This window comes from Kitasatospora sp. NPDC002965 (assembly GCF_040611255.1).
Lineage (GTDB): Bacteria > Actinomycetota > Actinomycetes > Streptomycetales > Streptomycetaceae > Kitasatospora.
This window is the reverse complement of sequence record NZ_JBEXNT010000020.1, coordinates 1-17241: the sequence shown is the minus strand read 5'-3', so window position 1 is coordinate 17241 and position 17241 is coordinate 1. Positions and strand designations below refer to the sequence as shown.

Below are 17241 nucleotides of genomic sequence, written 5' to 3'. Positions count from 1 at the left end.
GGGAGCCGCCGCGGCCGGGTGGACCGGGCCGGGCGCGCTCAGAGGAAGGGCGTGAGCCAACGGCGGAGGGTCTCCTCGTAGCGCTCCGGGTCGGTGTTCCAGAGTGCGGCGTGGTCACCGCCGGGAAAGGCCTGGAGGTTGACCACGTCCGGGCGCCTCCCGGCGAGGCGCTCGGCCGCGCGGAACGGGGCCACCGGGTCGTCCGGGCCGTGCAGCACCAGGGTGGGGACGCGCAGGTCGGTGCCGTCGGCGAGGCGCGCGAAGTCGGCCAGATCCAGGCCGGTGCGTCCCTCGGCGGCGAGCGCGCCCAGTTCGGCGGCCACGCCCCGGTAGCCGGCCCGGGCCGCACCGCGCCGCGCGCCGGCCGGCCAGTCCAGCACCGGCGAGTCCAGGATCAGGCTGCTGATCGAGCCTGCCCAGCCGGAGCGGGCCGCGGTCTGCAGGGCCGTGGTGGCGCCGAGCGACCAGCCGTAGAGGACGACCTTGCCGGCGCCGCTGTCCAGCGCGCGCCGGATCGCCGCCTCGACGTCGCGCCACTCGGTCTCGCCGAAGTGGCCGAGGCCGTCCGGGGAGGCCGGCGCACCCGCGTCGCCCCGGTAGCTGACGGCGAGCACCGGCAGGGCCAGCCGCCGGAGCAGCGGGAGCACCGGGAGAGCCTGGGAGCGGTCGGCGCCAGGGCCGTGCACCAGGATCACCCAGGTGCCCCGCGCGCCGTCCAGCCGCCAGGCGGGCAGCGCACCCAGCTCGCCCTCGACGGCGGTCTCGGTGAACGGGATCCCGAGCGCGGTGGTCGGGTCCCCGAGATGGACCCGGGGGGTGAAGCGGACCTCGGTACCGGGCGTGAGGGTGCCCCGGTCCGCCCGGAGCAGGCGGCGGGTGACGCCCTTCCCGTCGCTGTGCAGGACCTCGCCGACGACCGCGTGCCCGCCCTCTCCCCACTCCACGGCCCAGCGGCCGGGGCGTTCGCTCTCCGGGCCGCGGGTGAAGCCGACCCGCCCCGCGCCGAGGGTCAGGACCTGCACCGGGCCGGACCTCGCCCGGGCCGCGACGGCCGGGTGGACCATCCGCTCGGACGCCCGCCGGCCGATCACCAGCACGGCCGCCCCCGTACCGACGGCGGCGGCGGCCACGGTGGCCGCGATTCCCCAACGCATACTCGCTCCCCGCAGTTAAGTCCCGGTGCCGGAGGGTGTTCTGGCCCCAGTCCACTAGCGGCGGCGGCCGGTGGCCAGTAGGACACGGCCGTCCGTGTCAGATCGGGAGCAACGTCACACCGGGGCGAGAGCCTCCGGGGCGGGCCCGCGCGGGGCCGGGACGGGGGCCGCGCGAGGACCGGCGGTGTGACCGAACGCTCCGTGACCTCGGTTGACTCCCGGTTCGGGGGCGTGATGGGATCCTTCAGCCATACGGAGGCAAGCAGAGGAAGCCGGTGCGAGTCCGGCGCGGTCCCGCCACTGTCACCGGGGAGCACGTCCGGACAATGCCACGGCGAGCCGTCAGAAGCCGCTGGAAGGCCCGGGCGTGCGTCCGACCCGGAAGCCAGGAGACTCTCGCCCCCGGTACGTCGATCCAGGGCGCGGACCCTGAGTGAGGACACCCACGCGATGCAGCCTGCCCCGGCCGCGACGACCCGCCACCGCACCCCGCCGTGCGTCCGCTGACCCGCGCCGCCGCGTTCGCCGCGGGCGCAGTCGCCGGATACCTCGCCGACACCCGGCTCGGCGATCCTCGCCGCGGCCACCCGGTCGCCGTCTTCGGCACCGCCGCGAACCGGCTGGAACGGCGGATCTGGCGCGACGACCGCGCCACCGGCACCGCCTACACCGCGCTCTGCGTGGGCACCGTCACGGCCGGCGCCGTGGCCGCCGACCGGCTGCTCGGCCGCCGGCCGCTCGGGCGGGCCGCCCTGGCCGCCGCCGCGACCTGGACCGTGCTCGGCGGCACCTCGCTGACCCGGGAGGCCCGGACCATCGGCCGCTCGCTCGCCGCGGGCGACCTGACGGCGGCCCGGGAGCGGCTGCCGCACCTGTGCGGCCGCGACCCGAGCACCCTGGACGAGGCCCAGCTGGCCCGCGCGGTGGTCGAGTCGGTCGCCGAGAACACCGCCGACGCCGTGGTCAACGCGCTGGTCTGGGGCGGGCTCGCGGGCACACCGGGCCTGCTGGCGTTCCGCGCCGTCAACACCCTGGACGCGATGGTCGGCCACCGCTCGCCCCGGTACGCCCGGTTCGGCTGGGCCTCCGCGCGGCTGGACGACGTGGCCGGCTGGCCGGGCGCCCGGCTGACCGCGCTGCTGACCGTCGCCGCCGCGCCCGAACCGCGCACCGCCTGGCGGGTCTGGCGGCGGGACGGCTCCGCACACCCCAGCCCGAACGCGGGCCAGGCCGAATCGGCCTTCGCCGGTGCGGTCGGCGTCCGCCTGGGCGGGACGCTCCGGTACGGCGAGCGCGTCGAGCACCGGCCGGTGCTCGGCGAGGAGCTCCGGCCGGTCGGGGTGGACGACATCGAGCGGGCCTGCGTGCTCTCCCGACGGGTGGGCGCGCTGGCGCTGGGTACGACGGTCGCCGGGCATCTGCTGCTCCGGGCGGCCCTGAGCAGGAGAAGGGGTGGGGCATGAGCAACGCACTGCTGGTCGCCGGGACGACCTCGGACGCCGGGAAGAGCGTGGTCACCGCCGGCATCTGCCGCTGGCTGGCCCGTCAGGGCGTCCGCGTCGCGCCGTTCAAGGCGCAGAACATGTCGCTGAACTCCTTCGTCACCGCGGACGGCGCCGAGATCGGCCGCGCGCAGGCGATGCAGGCGCAGGCCGCCCGGGTGGAGCCCGAGGCGGCCATGAACCCGGTGCTGCTCAAGCCCGGCGCGAACGGCCGCAGCCAGGTCGTGCTGCTCGGCCGGGCGGTCGCCGAGGTCGGCGCGCTGGACTACCGCGACCGCAAGCCGGTGCTGCTGGAGCGGGCCCTGGAGTGCCTCGCGGACCTGCGCCGCCGGTACGACGTGGTGATCTGCGAGGGCGCCGGCTCGCCCGCCGAGATCAACCTGCGGGACCGGGACATCGCCAACATGGGCCTGGCCACCGCCGCCGGGCTGCCGGTCGTCGTGGTCGGGGACATCGACCGGGGCGGGGTGTTCGCGGCGATGTACGGGACGCTGGCGCTGCTCTCGGCCGAGGACCAGCGGCACGTGGCCGGCTGGTTCGTCAACAAGTTCCGCGGCGACGCGCGACTGCTCGCCCCCGGGCTGGAGATGCTCCGCGAGCTGACCGGCCGCCCGGTGCTGGGCACCCTGCCGATGCTGCCCGACCTCTGGCTGGACGCCGAGGACTCGCTCGACCTGTCCACCGTGGTCGACCGCACGGCCGGCCGCGGGCCGCTCGGCGCGGACGTGCTGCGGGTGACCGTGGTGCGCTTCCCCCGGCTGTCGAACTTCACCGACCTGGACGCGCTGGCCCAGGAGCCCGGGGTGCTGGTCCGCTGGGCCACCCGGCCCGAGGAGCTGGCCGACGCCGACCTCGTCGTGCTCCCCGGCACCCGGGCCACCGTCGCGGACCTCGCCTGGCTGCGCGAGCGCGGCCTGGAGACGGCGCTGAAGGCGCGGGCGGCGCAGGGCCGTCCGGTCCTCGGCGTCTGCGGCGGCTACCAGATGCTGGCGCGGACCGTCGTGGACGAGGTCGAGTCGAAGGCCGGCGCCGTGGAGGGGCTCGGCCTGCTGCCGACGCACGTCCGGTTCGGCGTCGAGAAGGTGCTGGGCCGGCCGGTCGGCGAGGCGTACGGGCAGCGGGTCGAGGGCTACGAGATCCACCACGGCGTGGTCACCGTCGAGGGCGGCACCCCCTTCCTGGACGGCTGCCGGGTGGGCTCCGTCTGGGGGACGACCTGGCACGGCGCGCTGGAGAACGACGGCTTCCGGCGCGAACTGCTGCGCGACGTCGCCGCATCGGCCGGCCGGGCGTTCGTCCCCGCGCCGGACACCTCGTTCGCGGCGGCGCGCGAGGCCCGGCTGGACCGACTGGGGGAGCTGATCGAGGAACACGCGGACACCGACGCACTGTGGAAGCTGATCGAAGGCGGGGTGCCGGCGGCCGGATCGCTGCCGTTCCTGCCGCCCGGGGCCCCTTGGGGAGAATCGTGAGCGAGAATCATGAGTGACGTCCGCTACCCGTTCACCGCGATCGTCGGCATGGCCGACCTACGGCTCGGGCTGCTGCTCAACGCCGTCTCGCCGGCGGTCGGCGGGGTGCTCGTCCGCGGCGAGAAGGGCACCGCCAAGTCGACCATGGTGCGCGCGCTGGCCGGCCTGCTGCCGTCCATCGCCACCGTCGACGGCTGCCGCTTCGCCTGCGACCCGGCCGCGCCCGACCCGCAGTGCCCGGACGGCGCGCACGCCGGCGCCGGGGCGTCCGCGCGCCCGGCCCGGCTGGTCGAGCTGCCGGTCGGCGTCTCCGAGGACCGGATCGTCGGCTCGCTGGACCTGGAGCGGGCGCTCGCCGAGGGCGTCAAGGCGTACGAGCCGGGCCTGCTGGCGCAGGCGCACCGCGGCGTGCTCTACATCGACGAGGTCAACCTGCTCCAGGACCACGTGGTGGACCTGCTGCTGGACGCCGCCGCGATGGGCCGCTCGTACGTCGAGCGCGAGGGCGTCTCGGTGCGGCACGCGGCCCGGTTCCTGCTGGTCGGCACGATGAACCCGGAGGAGGGCGAGCTGCGGCCGCAGCTGCTCGACCGGTTCGGCCTGACCGTCGAGATCGCCGCCACCCGGGAGCCGGTGGAGCGGGCCGAGGTCGTGCGCCGCCGCCTCGCCTACGACGCCGACCCGGCGGGCTTCGCCGACCGGTTCGAGGAGGACGAGCGGGCGCTCGCCCTGCGGATCACCACCGCCCGGGAGCTGCTGCCGAAGGTGGAGCTGACCGACGCGGCACTCCGCCGGATCACCGCCGTCTGCGCCGCGTTCGAGGTGGACGGGCTGCGCGCGGACATCGTGATGGCGCGCACCGCCGTCGCGCTGGCCGCCTGGTCCGGGCGCACCGAGGTGCTGGAGGAGGACGTCCGCAAGGCCGCGCAGCTGGCGCTGCCGCACCGGCGCCGGCGCAACCCCTTCGACGCGCCCGGGCTGGACGAGGAGCTGCTGGACCGGACGCTGGAGGAGCAGGCCCGGCAGGAGCAGGAGGAGGCCCGCGAGGAGCAGGCCCGGCAGGACGAGGAGGAGGCCCTCGCGGAGGGGCGGGCCGAGGCCCGGGAGTCGGACGAGGACCCCGACCCGGACCCCGGGGACGGCCCGGACGGCCCCGAGGGCGACGGACCCGGCCCCGACGGCGGTGGCGGCGCCCCCGAGCCGACCGGCCCGGACGGCCCGCCCGCCGGCGCCGACGCCACCTCCCCCGACGAGGACCCGGCGCTCCCGCAGCCCGTCCCGGCCCAGCACCCCTCCCCCGCCCGGGAGTCGGCGCCCGTCGCGGCCGGCGACCCGTACCGGACCCGGCTGTTCGCCGTCGACGGCACCGGGCGCGGCGCACAGGGCCGCCGATCCCCCGCCGAGACCGACGGCGGCCACACCATCAGGTCCCGCCGCCCGCAGGGCCGGCTGGCCCGGCTGCACCTGAGCGCCACCCTGCGGGCCGCCGCACCGCACCAGGTGGCGCGCGGCCGGGCGTCCCGCGCCCTGGTGCTGCACAAGGACGACTTCCGCGAACAGGTCCGCCAGGGGCGGGAGTCCAACCTGGTGCTGTTCGTGGTCGACGCCTCCGGCTCGATGGCGGCCCGGCAGCGGATGACCGCCGTCAAGGGCGCGGTGCTGTCCCTGCTGATGGACGCCTACCAGCGCCGGGACAAGATCGGCATGATCACCTTCCGGGGCGGGTCCGCCGAACTGGCGCTGCCGCCCACCTCCTCGGTCGAGGTCGGCGCGGCCCGGCTGGAGACGCTGCCCACCGGCGGCCGGACCCCCCTGGCCGCCGGGCTGCTCCGCGCCCACGAGGTGCTGCGGGTCGAGCGGCTGCGCGACCCCGACCGCCGCCCGCTGCTGGTCGTGGTCACCGACGGCCGGGCCACCGGCGCCCGCGACGCCGTCGCGCAGTCGCACCGGGCGGCCGGGCTGCTGGCCGGGCAGGGCGTGGCGAGCGTGGTGCTGGACTGCGAGTCCGGACCGGTCCGGCTCGGCCTGGCCCGCACGCTGGCCGCACGGCTCCGCGCCACCGCCGTGACCCTGGACGAGCTGCGGGCCGAGGGCGTGGCCTCCCTCGTCCGCGACAACCGCCCCACCACCACTACGCGAAAGGCGGCCTGAGCCGACATGCCCAAGGGTGTTCCCGAGAGTGTCCCCGACGACGGCCTGACGACCCGCCAGCGCCGTACGATGCCGATCACCGCCGTCCACACCGGACCCGGCAAGGGCAAGTCCACCGCGGCCTTCGGCATGGCGCTGCGCGCCTGGAACCAGGGCTGGTCGGTCGGGGTGTTCCAGTTCGTGAAGTCCGCCAAGTGGAAGGTCGGCGAGGAGAACGCGTTGCGCGTGCTCGGCGCCTCCGGCGAGGGCGGCACGGTCGACTGGCACAAGATGGGCTCCGGCTGGTCCTGGATCCAGCGCTCCTCCGAGATGGAGATGGACAGCGAGGCGGCGGCCAAGGAGGGCTGGGAGCAGGTCAAGCGCGACCTCGCCGCCGAGACCTACCGCTTCTACGTGCTGGACGAGTTCACCTACCCGATGCACTGGGGCTGGGTGGACCCGGAGGAGGTGGTGGCCGTCCTGAAGGACCGTCCGGGCAGCCAGCACGTCGTCGTCACCGGCCGGTACGCGCCCGAGGCGCTCACCGGCTTCGCCGACCTGGTCACCGAGATGACCAAGGTCAAGCACCCCATGGACGCCGGCCGCAAGGGCCAGCGCGGTATCGAGTGGTAGACCGGAAACCCTGAACGTGAACATCCCCCGTCTCGTCGTCGCGGCGCCGTCCTCCGGCGCCGGCAAGACCACCGTCGCCACCGGCCTGATCGCGGCACTCGCCGCGCGCGGGCTGGCCGTCTCCCCGCACAAGGTCGGCCCGGACTACATCGACCCGGGCTACCACGGGCTGGCGGCCGGGCGGCCGGGCCGCAACCTGGACGCGTTCATGTGCGGACCGGAACGGATCGCGCCGCTCTTCCTGCACGGCGCGGCCGGTGCGGACGTGGCGGTGGTCGAGGGCGTGATGGGCCTGTACGACGGCGCCTCGGGGCGCGGCGAGCTGGCGTCCACCGCGCACGTCGCCAAGCTGCTGCGGGCACCGGTGGTGCTGGTGGTGGACGCCTCGTCGCAGTCCCGGTCGGTGGCCGCGCTGGTGCACGGATTCGCGTCCTGGGACCCGGAGGTCCGACTGGCCGGGGTGATCCTCAACCGGGTCGCCTCCGACCGGCACGAGCAGCTGCTGCGCGAGGCCCTGGAGGAGGGCTCGGGCGTGCCGGTGCTGGGCTCGGTCCGGCGCTCGGCGGCGGTCGCCACGCCGTCCCGCCACCTCGGCCTGATCCCGGCTGTGGAGCGCTCGGCGGAGGCACTCCGGGCGGTCGCCGACATGGGCGAGCTGGTCGCCGCCTCGGTGGACCTGGACGCGGTGCTGGCGCTGGCGCGGACCGCGCCGCCGCTGGACGCCGAGCCGTGGGACCCCGCCGCGGAGATGGCCGAGCTCGTGGCGGCGGGCTTTCCGGTGGCCGGGGCGCCCCGGGCGGGGGCGCCGCAGGCGGGGGCGCCGCAGGCGGGGGCGCCGCGGATCGCGGTGGCCGGCGGCGCCGCGTTCTCCTTCTCGTACGCGGAGAACACCGAGCTGCTGACCGCCGCCGGCGCCGAGGTGGTCCCGTTCGACCCGCTGCACGCCGACGGGCTGCCGGAGGGCACGGCGGGCCTGGTGATCGGCGGCGGATTCCCCGAACTGTACGTCCGGGAACTCAGCGCGAACGGGCAACTCCGTTCCGCGATCGCCGCGTTCGCCGCCTCGGGCGGGCCGGTCGCCGCCGAGTGCGCCGGACTGCTCTACCTCGGCCGCGAGTTGGACGGCCTGCCGATGTGCGGCGTGCTGGACACCTCGGCCCGGATGACCGAGCGGCTGACCCTCGGGTACCGGGAGGCGGTGGCGCTGCACGACTCGCCGCTGGCACCGACCGGCACCCGGGTGCGCGGGCACGAGTTCCACCGGACCGTCTGCGAACCGGGGGCCGGCGAACGGGCCGCCTGGGGCTGGCGGTTGCCGACCGGCCCGCGCACCGAGGGCTTCGCGGCCGGAAACGTTCACGCTTCGTATCTGCATCTGCACTGGGCGGGATCTCCGCAGCTCGCCGCCTCGTTCGCGGCCGCCGCGGCGGCCCACCGGGCGAACTGAGGGGAACCGACCCCCCTTCGACCCTGGTGCTTTCACCGCCCGGGGCGTCAAAATAGGGACTGATAACCGCATATCGCCCCATTCGCGACCGGTACCGGCCAGACCCGACCCACTCGGCGAGCCGACCGATTGCCGGCGACCGCCCACTCGGCGGGGCGCCGAACACGCCCCCGCGGGGTGAACAGGCTCTAAGGAGCCGTCACTATGCGTCACACCTTAACCCCGCTGCATCACCGCCCCCACCATTCCCTCGACGACCACCACCCCTGCCCCGTGCCGATGTCACCCGACGCCCTCGCCGCTCTCCGTGCCCACTACCGGGAGCTGATCAGGACCCGCCGGCTGCCGCGGGACATCACCTTCGAGCAGTACTACTACGTCTGGCGCTCCCAGCGCCGCGGCGAGAACCTCATCGGCCTCGACGACGGGGCCGTCCGCCCCGGTCCCAGCACCGGGGCCCAGTTGATCACCCGTCCGTCCAGGAAGCTCAAGGGCGAGATCCGCACCCTCGTCCTCCTGGTCGACTTCCCCGACCGGCCGCACGACCCCGCCCACACCGTCGAACACTTCGAGCAGCTGCTCTTCGGCCCGGGCACCTTCGCCACCGGCTCGATGCGCGACTACTACCGGCGGATCAGCGGCTTCGACCCCGCCCGCCCGACCGCGCACGGCATCGACGTCCAGGGCGAGGTGCACGGCTGGTTCCGCCTGCCGCACCCGCTCTCCTTCTACGCCGACAACCGGTCCGGCATGGGCGACCCGCCCGGCAACGCCCAGGGCATGGCCGCGGACACCCTCGACATCGCGCTCCGGGAGGGCATCGACTTCACCGGCGGCTTCGACGCCCTCGACGAGGGCCTCGTCACCGCGCTGTTCATCGTCCACGCGGGCCGCGGGGCCGAGGAGCTCCGGGAGTCCGACCAGCCGGGCAACCTGTGGAGCCTCAAGTGGAACCCGCCCGGCGAGAACGGGGTAAAGGTCGCACCGAACCTGCGGGTGCAGACGTTCCTGACCGTCCCCGAGGACTGCAAGGTCGGCGTCTGCGCCCACGAATGGGGTCACCTGGCCGCCCGCTGGGCCGACTTCTACGACACCGGACGCGTCACCACCACCGTCTCCAACGGTCTCGGGAACTACTGCCTGATGGCGGGCGGCTCCTGGGGCAACAAGGGCACCACCCCGGTCTACCCGAACAGCATGCTCCGGATGTTCCACGGCTGGGCCACCCCGCAGGAGATCGACGGCACCACCGCGGGCATCTCCCTGCGGCCCGTCGCCGAAGGCGGCGACTCGCTGTTCGTCCGCAACCCGAACCCGGGGCGGATGCGGGAGAGCCAGTACATCGTCGTCGAGTACCGCCGCCAGAGCGGCCAGGACGAGTTCCTGCCCGACGAGGGCATCGCGGCCTACGTCGTCGACGAGGCCATCGACAACGTCAACGACGAGCGCCGGCTCGCCATCGAGCTCCTCCAGGCCGACGGCCGGCGTGACCTGGCGAAGATCTTCGGCGCGGACGAACGCGGCGACGCGGACGACCTCTACCCGTCGCTCGACAACTCCAGCATCGGGGAGAACACCAAGCCGCCGCTGGACCTGCCCGACGGGACCTGGAGCGGCGTCACCCTCGCCGTCTCCGGCACACCCGGGGCGGACCGGATGGAGGTGGACGTCACCGTCGAGTGAGGCCGTGGCCGCGCGCCTCCGCGCGCACCCGTCCGCAGGACCGCTCAGGAGGACCGTTCAGGAAGACCGTTCAGGAAGACCGTTCAGGAAGACCGTTCAGGAAGACCGTTCAGGAAGACCGTTCAGGAGGACCACTGCCGCACCAAGTGATCGCCGCCCCCGCCCGACGCGCCGCCCGTGCGGCTCCGACGGTGGCTCCGGCGGAGCCGCGCCCGGCGCGGGAGGTGAGGCCGGACCGGGCGGCGGCGGCGATCACGGCCGGGGTCCGGCGCACACGGCCGGCCGGACCCCGGCCCGGGGACCGCGCGTCCGGGCCGGGCGACGGGCCACCGGCCCGCGGTCGCGGGTCCCTGCCGAACGGGACCTCCGGGGGCTGTTGTTGACTGGGTGCCGAAATCCCCACCGACCTCAGCTCGGAGAGGCACCCGATGGCCAAACTGCACACCTACACCGCCGAGATCACCTGGACCGGCAACCAGGGCACCGGCACCAGCGACTACCGCTCCTACCGCCGGGACCACGAGGTCGCGGCGGACGGGCGCCCGCCCATCCCCGGCTCCTCCGACCCCGCCTTCCGGGGCGACCCGACCCGGTGGAACCCCGAGCAGCTGCTCCTCGCGTCGATCTCCCAGTGCCACCTGCTCTGGTACCTGCACCTGTGCGCGGTGAACGGCGTCGTGGTCACCGCGTACACCGACCGCCCGACCGGCACGATGGCCGAGACCGCCGAAGGAGGCCACTTCACGGAGGCGGTGCTGCACCCCCGGGTCGAGGTCGCCGAGAAGGGGATGGCGGAGAAGGCGCTCGCCCTGCACGCCGACGCGCACCGGGCCTGTTACATCGCCAACTCGGTGAACTTCCCGGTCCGGCACGAGCCGGCGGTGACGGTGGCGCAGCCCGCCTGACGGACCGGGCGGCGGCGCGGTCAGGCCGGAAGCCCGTACCTCACCCCGGTCAGTTCCTCCGACAGCGCCCAGAGGCGGCCGCCGGTCCCGGGATCGGCCGCCGCCGGGGCCAACGGGACGCGGACCGGGGCGCCGCGCAGCTCGCCGCGCCCGTCCGGGCCGAGGAACTCACCACCCCGCACGTCCGGGGCGGTCGCCGCGTACAGCTGCGGCAGTGCGCCGTCGGCCGCCGTCTGGGCGAGCGGCCGGAGGATCCGGCCGAAGAGCAGCCGGACGAGGCCGGTCGGCGCGCCGGTCTGGAGACCGGTGGCGGCGTAGCCGGGGTGGGCCAGCAGGCTGCGGACCGGGCTGCCTGCGGCGACCAGCCTCCGGTGCAGTTCCCGGGCGTGCACCGCGTTGGCGAACTTCGACTGGTCGTAGAACGCCATCGGCGCGTAGGCGCGGGCACCGTCGAGGTCGTCGAAGCGGATGCGCCCCTTGCGGTGGTTGACCGAGCTGACGGTGACCACGCGGGGGTCGGGCGCTGCCGCCAGCGCGCCGAGCAGCAGCCCGGTGAGCGCGAAGTGGCCGAGGTGGTTGGCGGCGAACTGCAGCTCGTGGCCCTGGGCACTGAGCGTCCGGGGCGGGGCCATCACGCCCGCGTTGTTGACGAGCACGTCCAGCCTCGGACGGTCGGCGCGCAGCCCCCGGGCGAAGGCCCGGACGGCGTCGAGGTCGGCCAGGTCGAGGCGGCGGACTTCGAGCCGGGCCTCCAGTGCCCGGGTGTCGGTGACGTCCCAGGCCGTGTCGGGGGTGTCCGCGCTCTCGGCGATCAGGCCGGCGACGACCGCGTCGGCCGCCCTGCGCCCCTTCTCCTCGTCCCGCACGGCGAGGACGACGTGCCCTCCCCTGCGGACCAGTGCCCTGGTGGTCGCCAGCCCGAGACCGCCGTTGGCTCCGGTGACCACGAAGACCCGGCCGGTCTGGTCCGGGATGTCCACGGCGCCCCACCGCCCTTGCTGCTGCCGCGGCCTCGGCCGCTCCGACACCGACTCCGGACGTCCTTCCGGTTCCCCTGTCATGTGACACATGCTGGCTTCGGTGTCACCGAGTGTCAAGACGCGCCCTGGTGTCATTACGTCACTTGGTAACGGATCGCGCCTTGGTGTCGTCGGTGACATGCCGTACCATCACGACATGACCTCCCGCCCCGCCGTCAGCCTGGCCCAGCGCAAGCGGCAGCTCGTCGTGGACGAGCTCACCGAGGCCGCGTTCCAGCTGCTGACGGCCCGGGGGTTCGACGCCGTCACCGTGGACGACATCGCGACCGACGCCGGCGTGTCCAAGCGGACGTTCTTCCGGTACTTCGCGTCCAAGGAGGACGTGGTCGTCCGGTTCCTGGCCGATCTGGGCACCGGCATCCGCGAGGGCCTGGCGGCCCGACCGGCCGACGAGCGCCCCTCGGCGGCGCTGCGCGCGGCGGTCGGCGCCCCGCTCGCCCACTGCGGCGACCGCGGGGACCGGGCGCTGCGGGTCGTCCAGCTGATCCTGCGCACGCCGGCCCTGCGCGCCCGGCTCCTGGAACACCAGGACCGCTGGCGCGACGAGTTGACGGAGGAGCTGGCGGTACGGCTCGGACTCGACACCCGCACCGACCTCTACCCGCGCCTCGCCGCGGGGATGGCGCTCACCGCCTTCGGCGCGGTACTGGAGCGCTGGAGCGAGAGCGACGGCACCGCGGATCCGACCGCCCTGACCGACCGGGCCTTCGCCGTCCTCGCACCGTCACTCGACGCACCGTCACTCGACACGGTCTGACGCCCCGCCTCCACCGCTCCCCCGGCCCCGCAAGAGCCCGTGCCCGCACCGTCGGTGACGGGGCGGGCACGGCACAGACCGCGGCGACGGCGAGCGGGCGGGCCTTCCTCTCGCGGCCCATCAGCCCGAGCACGAGCAGCACGGTACCGGCGAGGGGGCGACGATCCCCAGGAGAACGGCGGCCTCCGCCCCCTTCGGGCAGGGGCCGTACCGGCCCCCGCACCCGTCCCCGACCACCGACCACCGACCACCGACCAGGGGAGGATGTTCGCCACGACGCCCGGGGCGATCAGACCCCCGCCCACGCCCGCGTACACCACTCCTCGCACGACCGCGCTTCCCATCGCCCACCCCGTCGTCGACCGTTCACCGAATCCCGGCGCACTCCAGCGAGCCTCCGGGGCCGGCCCGTCGGGGTGATGGTGGCCGCCGACCCGGCGGGTTCAGACCTCCTGCCGCTGCCCTGCCGACCCGGGCTCGGGCTCCCCGTCCCGGTCGGGTGCGGTCGCCGGCGGCAGGACCAGGGTCGCCACCGCCCCGCCGTCGGGGTGGTTGGCGAACGTCAGCTCCGCGCCGATCACGCGGGCGTGGCCCCGGGCGATCGTCAGGCCGAGGCCGTGCCCCTTCCCCCGCTCGCGCACGCTGGTGCGGAAGCGCTGCGGCCCGTCCCTGAGCAGTTCGTCCGGGAAGCCCGGTCCGTGGTCGCGGACGGTGATCCGCGAACCGTCGACGTGCAGCCGGACCGTGCCGCCGCCGTGCCGGTCGGCGTTCACCAGCAGGTTGCCCAGGATGCGGTCCAGCCGGCGCAGGTCGGTGCGCACCGACGCGCCGGCCGCCGTGTCCGTCAACTCGACCGCCACGTCCAGGCCGGTGAGCGTGACGGTGCGGCGCACCGCCCGTTCCAGCGGCACGGCCGACAGGTCCGGCGTCTCGGCGTCCGCGTCCAGCCGGGACACCTCCAGCAGGTCCTCCACCAGCGAGCGCAGCGCCTGGACCCGGTTCCGGACGAGCTGGGTGGGGCGGCCGGGCGGCAGCAGTTCGGCCGCGGTGACCAGCCCGGTCAGCGGGGTCCGCAGCTCGTGGGCAACGTCTGCGGTGAACCGCTGCTCGTCCTCCAGCCGGCGGTGCAGGGCCCGCGACATCAGGTCGACGGCCGCCGCCAGGTCGGCGACCTCGTCGCGTCCGTCGACCAGCTCCCCGATCCGGGTGTCCGTGCGCCCGGCGGCGATGCCCCGGGCAGCGGTCGCCGCCGTCCGCAGCCGCCGGCTGATCCGGTCCGCGACCAGCACCCCGACCAGCACCGTCGTGAAGACCGAGGCGACGACGGTGATGAGGATGATCCGGTCCAGGTCGGCGATCGCCCGCCGGTCCTGCGTGAAGTCGACCCGGACGGAGAGCACCCCGCCGTGGACGCCTCCCGCCGCCCACATCGACTCGCCGCCCTGCGGTCCGGCCGCCAGCTGTGAGCCGTGCCGGCCGGCCGCCGCGAGGGCGCGCAGCCGGTCCGGCGTCGCGGGGTCGTCCAGCGCGGTGCCGCCGCCGACCGGCTCGCCGCGCTTGTAGGACGCGAGGGCCGAGTCGAGCGCGGTGAGCGCCGAACGGCGGGCCTGGTCGACGTGCTGACGGACCATCGCCTGGTGGACCAGCAGTCCGACCGCCACCGCGACCAGGACGGAGATGGCGGCGACGGCGGTCGCGATCTGTCGGCGCAGCGTCATTCGGGACGCCGGAACTTGTAGCCGAAGCCGCGGACCGTCTCGATCCGCCCGCCGCCGATCTTGGCGCGCAGCCGCTGCACGTGGACGTCGACGACGCGGGTGTCGGCGCCCCACTCGTAGTCCCACACCCGCTCCAGCAGGCTCGACCGCTCCAGCACGATGCCGGGCGCGGCGGTGAACTCCAGCAGCAGCCGCAGTTCGGTCGGGGTCAGCGGGACCAGCCGGCCGTTGACCCGGACCTCCATGGAATCGGTGTCCACCTCCATGCCGTCGAAGCTGCGGACGGCAGCCCTCGGCGCCGGGGCGGGGGCTGCGGCGGCGGGTGCTGCCGGTACGGCGGACGCGTCGGGGCCGGTGACGGGCGCGGCGGCGGGGGCCACCGGGGCTTCCGTGGCCGGAACGACCCGGATCCGGCGCAGCACGGTACGGATCCGCGCCACCAGCACGGCGCTCTCGAACGGCTTGACCACGTAGTCGTCCGCGCCCGCCTCCAGGCCGGACACCACGTCCACCGGGTCGGTGCGCGCCGACATCATCAGGATCGGCAGCTGGCTCTCCTCCCGGATCCGCCGGCAGAGGCCGACGCCGTCGAGCAGCGGCAGCATCACGTCCAGCAGCAGCAGGTCGGGGCGGACGGCGTGGAACACCTCCAGCCCCTCCAGGCCGTCCGCGGCCGTGGAGACGGGGAAGCCGTAACGTTCCAGGGCCATCCGGGTCGCCTCCCGGATCACCTCGTCGTCCTCGACGATCAGGATGTGCGGGTGGGTGGGCGCTGCGCGGTTCAAGGCTTGGCCTCCGGGGGAGCCGCGGGGGTCGTCGGACGGACGGGCTGGGCGGGTACCGGCACGGGCGGAGTGGCACCGGCACGCGGGGAGGCCGGCGCCGCACCGGAGTCCGCCGTGGGCCGCGCGGTCGGGGTGAGCGCGGAGGGGGCCGCCCCCGGGGCGGAGGGCGTCACGGGAGGTTTGACGACCGGTCCCACCGTCGGTTGCACCTGCCGCTCCGGGGTGGGCTGCCTGGACGGCGTGGGCACGGGACCGAGGTCCTGGCTCGTCTGCTCCACCAGGACGAGGCGCACGCCGTCCCAGCGGTAGTGACTGGTGGTCCGGACCCACACGCTGGTCGACTCGTGCAGCCGCAGGTCCGTACCGACGGTCTCCGCGCTGAACCTCGCCAGCGCCTGCACCCGCAGGACGGGCACGAGGCCCTCGCCGGTCAGGGTGTAGACGTGCAGGACCACCGGCCCGGCGGTGCCCGCCGTGCCGACGGCGAGGATCAGCTCGGGGCGTCCGTCACCGGTGAGGTCGCGGTACTCGGGGCTGCGGAGCTCGCAGGCCGGACAGGCACTGAGGGCCCGCTGCTCGTCCTGGCTCACCCCGGGGTCCTTCGCGAGCAGGCCGTGGACGTCGACGGACATGATGTCCCGCCCGGCGGCGGTGACGTCCGGGACGGGCTGGGGCGGCGGCTCCGGGGCCTGGCCCGTGCCGGCCGCGGGCGCGGTCGGCGGCGGCACCGTGGCCAGACCGGGCCAGAGCGGCTGCGGCACCGGGGGCGGCGTCACCGGCTGGGCCGCACCGTGGTCGCGCAGGCCGCCGGGGGCGGCGCAGCCGACCGGCAGGGTGAGCGCGAGGACGGCGAGGAGAGCTGCCAGGGCGGCCCGTGGTGCGGCGCCGAACCGGCTGCGGCGGGGTGGAGGCAGTGCTGCCACGGTCGGTTCTCTTCTCCTGGTCTGGCCCGGTCCGGCGCGGTCCGGTCCGGCGCGGTCTGCGGCGATGCGCCGGTTCGTCCCCGGTGGTAGGTCGCCGGTGGTAGGTCGCCGGGGCGGCGCTCGGTGGTTCCGCCCGGCGGCTTGCGGGCCGCCGGGCGGGGTGCGACGGCAACGGCCGCCGCCGGCACGCGGGCCGTCGAAGCGCGGCGGCCCGCGTGCCGGTCCGTCGTGGTGATCATTGTCCCGGTGCGCCGGACGGCACCGTCAGCCGGCCGGACCCGCCGGGTCGGCCAGGTCCGCCACGACGATGATGTTGTCCGTCCAGTGGCCGTCCGCGCCGATCCGGCCGCCGCAGGTGATCAGTCGCAGCTCGGGTGCTGCCGTGTCGCCGTAGACCGCCTCGGTCGGGAACCGGTCCTTGGCCGCCTGGAGCAGCGAACGGACCCGGAAGTCCACCGTGCTGCCGTCCTCCCGCCGCACCTGGATCAGGTCTCCGGGCCGCAGCTTCGGCAGTCTGTGGAAGACCGCCGGGCCGTTCGCGGTGTCGTAGTGCCCGATCAGGACGGCGGGTCCGTTCTCCCCCGGCGTCGGGCCGTTGCGGTACCAGCCGGCCTCGTCGGCCCGGGCCACGGTCGGCACCTCGACCGTCCCGTCCGCGTTCAGGCCGAGGCCGGGCACCGGGGCGTCGACGCCCGCCGCCGGGACGAGGAGGCGGGTCGGCGCGGACGCCGCGAAGGGCTTCCGGGGTGCGGCGGACGTGGAGGTGCCCGGGGCGGCCGTCGGGGAGGTGGCCGGGGAGGTGGCCGCCGCCCCGGTGGCGGTCCCGGTTCCGGGACCGGTCCCGGCGCTCCCGGCGGTGGCCGCCGGGCCGGTGGCCTCGCGGGCCGAGGTCTCCACCCGCACCACCGGGGTGCGGGTGCTGTTGAACGCCATCGAGGTACCGAGGACCACGCAGATCAGGCCCGCCGCACCGAAGGCGGTGCGGCGCAGCCCTGCCGCACCGGGTCCGTCGGAACGGGGGCGCCGGTGCCCCCGGGTGCTCCGGCCCCGGCCGCCGTCGCGGGCGGCGGCCGGACCGGCGGCCCGGCCGGC

At 75.5% G+C, this 17241-nt stretch carries 14 protein-coding genes and 1 riboswitch; of the genes, 8 read left to right on the top strand and 6 right to left on the bottom strand.

Annotation, left to right across the window (positions count from 1 at the left end):
• Nucleotides 1–38: 38 nt before the first annotated feature.
• Nucleotides 39–1154 carry an alpha/beta hydrolase gene (locus ABZY91_RS11390; RefSeq protein WP_355401627.1) on the bottom strand — a complete coding sequence of 372 codons (1116 nt, stop codon included), beginning with the start codon at nucleotides 1152–1154 and terminating at the stop codon, nucleotides 39–41.
• 264 nt (nucleotides 1155–1418) lie between these two features.
• A riboswitch (cobalamin riboswitch) is annotated at nucleotides 1419–1550 on the top strand.
• A 98-nt stretch (nucleotides 1551–1648) separates the two neighbouring features.
• On the opposite strand from ABZY91_RS11390, the gene ABZY91_RS11385 reads away from it, so the two are divergent.
• The 7 genes from ABZY91_RS11385 (at nucleotide 1649) to ABZY91_RS11355 (ending at nucleotide 10926) form a co-directional block, all read left to right on the top strand.
• Nucleotides 1649–2617, top strand: a complete 969-nt coding sequence (locus tag ABZY91_RS11385) for a cobalamin biosynthesis protein (protein ID WP_355401625.1) — start codon at nucleotides 1649–1651, stop codon at nucleotides 2615–2617.
• On the top strand, nucleotides 2614–4128 hold the full coding sequence (locus tag ABZY91_RS11380) for a cobyric acid synthase (protein ID WP_329883395.1): 1515 nt from the start codon (nucleotides 2614–2616) through the stop codon (nucleotides 4126–4128). Before ABZY91_RS11385 ends, ABZY91_RS11380 begins: the two co-directional genes overlap by 4 nt.
• A gap of 9 nt (nucleotides 4129–4137) precedes the next feature.
• Nucleotides 4138–6279, top strand: coding sequence for a putative cobaltochelatase (locus ABZY91_RS11375; RefSeq protein ID WP_355401623.1), 2142 nt, complete (start codon nucleotides 4138–4140; stop codon nucleotides 6277–6279).
• Between the two features lie 6 nt (nucleotides 6280–6285).
• Entirely contained in the window at nucleotides 6286–6891 is a 606-nt protein-coding gene (gene cobO, locus ABZY91_RS11370) for a cob(I)yrinic acid a,c-diamide adenosyltransferase (RefSeq protein ID WP_329883393.1), read from the top strand.
• Nucleotides 6892–6907: 16 nt separating this feature from the next.
• Nucleotides 6908–8338, top strand: coding sequence for a cobyrinate a,c-diamide synthase (locus tag ABZY91_RS11365; RefSeq protein ID WP_355401621.1), 1431 nt, complete (start codon nucleotides 6908–6910; stop codon nucleotides 8336–8338).
• A 204-nt stretch (nucleotides 8339–8542) separates the two neighbouring features.
• On the top strand, nucleotides 8543–10021 hold the full coding sequence (locus ABZY91_RS11360; protein ID WP_355401619.1) for a M6 family metalloprotease domain-containing protein: 1479 nt from the start codon (nucleotides 8543–8545) through the stop codon (nucleotides 10019–10021).
• Between the two features lie 428 nt (nucleotides 10022–10449).
• Nucleotides 10450–10926, top strand: a complete 477-nt coding sequence (locus ABZY91_RS11355; protein WP_355401618.1) for an OsmC family protein — start codon at nucleotides 10450–10452, stop codon at nucleotides 10924–10926.
• Nucleotides 10927–10946: 20 nt separating this feature from the next.
• On the opposite strand, the gene ABZY91_RS11350 is transcribed toward ABZY91_RS11355, so the two are convergent.
• On the bottom strand, nucleotides 10947–11987 hold the full coding sequence (locus ABZY91_RS11350; protein ID WP_355401616.1) for an oxidoreductase: 1041 nt from the start codon (nucleotides 11985–11987) through the stop codon (nucleotides 10947–10949).
• A 115-nt stretch (nucleotides 11988–12102) separates the two neighbouring features.
• Here ABZY91_RS11350 and ABZY91_RS11345 point away from each other — a divergent pair, with 115 nt between their 5' ends.
• The gene (locus ABZY91_RS11345) at nucleotides 12103–12723 is read left to right on the top strand and encodes a TetR family transcriptional regulator (RefSeq protein ID WP_355401614.1); all 621 of its coding nucleotides are present in this window, start codon (nucleotides 12103–12105) and stop codon (nucleotides 12721–12723) included.
• 443 nt (nucleotides 12724–13166) lie between these two features.
• Here ABZY91_RS11345 and ABZY91_RS11340 read toward each other — a convergent pair whose 3' ends face one another.
• From ABZY91_RS11340 to ABZY91_RS11325, 4 genes are all read right to left on the bottom strand, one after another.
• The gene (locus tag ABZY91_RS11340; protein ID WP_355401612.1) at nucleotides 13167–14441 is read right to left on the bottom strand and encodes a HAMP domain-containing sensor histidine kinase; all 1275 of its coding nucleotides are present in this window, start codon (nucleotides 14439–14441) and stop codon (nucleotides 13167–13169) included.
• The gene (locus ABZY91_RS11335) at nucleotides 14438–15226 is read right to left on the bottom strand and encodes a response regulator transcription factor (RefSeq protein ID WP_355401610.1); all 789 of its coding nucleotides are present in this window, start codon (nucleotides 15224–15226) and stop codon (nucleotides 14438–14440) included. Before ABZY91_RS11335 ends, ABZY91_RS11340 begins: the two co-directional genes overlap by 4 nt.
• Entirely contained in the window at nucleotides 15223–16149 is a 927-nt protein-coding gene (locus ABZY91_RS11330; RefSeq protein ID WP_355401608.1) for a hypothetical protein, read from the bottom strand. The genes ABZY91_RS11335 and ABZY91_RS11330 overlap by 4 nt, the downstream gene beginning before the upstream one ends.
• Before the next feature lie 264 nt (nucleotides 16150–16413).
• Nucleotides 16414–17241 (bottom strand): class F sortase (locus ABZY91_RS11325; RefSeq protein WP_355401606.1); only part of this gene is annotated, 828 nt, incomplete at its 5' end.

What these genes read in the sequence shown, in the direction of transcription:
- ABZY91_RS11390 (WP_355401627.1), bottom strand. Translation starts at nt 1,154, where the DNA reads ATGCGTTGGGGAATCGCGGCCACCGTGGCCGCCGCCGCCGTCGGTACG.
- ABZY91_RS11380 (WP_329883395.1), top strand. Translation starts at nt 2,614, where the DNA reads ATGAGCAACGCACTGCTGGTCGCCGGGACGACCTCGGACGCCGGGAAG.
- ABZY91_RS11375 (WP_355401623.1), top strand. Translation starts at nt 4,138, where the DNA reads ATGAGTGACGTCCGCTACCCGTTCACCGCGATCGTCGGCATGGCCGAC.
- cobO (WP_329883393.1), top strand. Translation starts at nt 6,286, where the DNA reads ATGCCCAAGGGTGTTCCCGAGAGTGTCCCCGACGACGGCCTGACGACC.
- ABZY91_RS11360 (WP_355401619.1), top strand. Translation starts at nt 8,543, where the DNA reads ATGCGTCACACCTTAACCCCGCTGCATCACCGCCCCCACCATTCCCTC.
- ABZY91_RS11355 (WP_355401618.1), top strand. Translation starts at nt 10,450, where the DNA reads ATGGCCAAACTGCACACCTACACCGCCGAGATCACCTGGACCGGCAAC.
- ABZY91_RS11350 (WP_355401616.1), bottom strand. Translation starts at nt 11,987, where the DNA reads ATGACAGGGGAACCGGAAGGACGTCCGGAGTCGGTGTCGGAGCGGCCG.
- ABZY91_RS11345 (WP_355401614.1), top strand. Translation starts at nt 12,103, where the DNA reads ATGACCTCCCGCCCCGCCGTCAGCCTGGCCCAGCGCAAGCGGCAGCTC.
- ABZY91_RS11340 (WP_355401612.1), bottom strand. Translation starts at nt 14,441, where the DNA reads ATGACGCTGCGCCGACAGATCGCGACCGCCGTCGCCGCCATCTCCGTC.